Source organism: Vibrio sp. 03_296 (genome assembly GCF_002265885.1).
Genome location: NZ_NPKW01001136.1, coordinates 1 through 519 on the forward strand (window position 1 = coordinate 1; position 519 = coordinate 519).

Sequence of the window (519 nt, forward strand, 5' to 3'; positions counted from 1 at the left end):
CTTCGTCGTTATCGACGGATTTTAGCTGCCATTTTTTGCCGCTCCTTACAGAACTTCTGGAGCCAGTGAAACGATCTTCATGAACTTATCGCCACGAAGTTCGCGAGTCACAGGACCAAAGATACGTGTACCGATAGGTTGCTCACTGTTGTTGTTCAACAGTACGCAAGCATTTCGGTCGAAGCGAATGACAGAACCGTCTGGACGACGTACGCCTTTACGGGTGCGAACTACCACCGCCTTCAGAACGTCACCTTTTTTAACTTTACCGCGAGGAATTGCTTCCTTAACAGTAACTTTGATAACGTCACCGATATGTGCATAACGGCGGTGAGAGCCACCCAGAACCTTAATACACATTACGCTGCGAGCGCCTGAGTTATCAGCTGCGTCCAGCATACTTTGCATTTGGATCATGTTAGTGCTCCGCTAAATATTAAAAAAACTAGCCCTCTCGGGTCGGGCTGACCTCTTTATAAGGGACGCGATTGTACCACCCTTTTTTGTGATTGGGTAGTC

General features: G+C 47.8%; 1 protein-coding gene. It reads right to left on the bottom strand.

Features of this window, described 5'->3' with window-relative positions:
* Nucleotides 1-45 precede the first annotated feature (45 nt).
* Nucleotides 46-417: a 50S ribosomal protein L14 gene (gene rplN / locus CIK04_RS30350; protein WP_017420316.1), complete on the bottom strand. Its 372-nt coding sequence runs from the start codon at nt 415-417 to the stop codon at nt 46-48.
* Between the last annotated feature and the right edge of the window lie 102 nt (nt 418-519).

Coding starts and splice junctions, on each gene's coding strand:
- rplN (WP_017420316.1), bottom strand. CDS start 417: ATGATCCAAATGCAAAGTATGCTGGACGCAGCTGATAACTCAGGCGCT.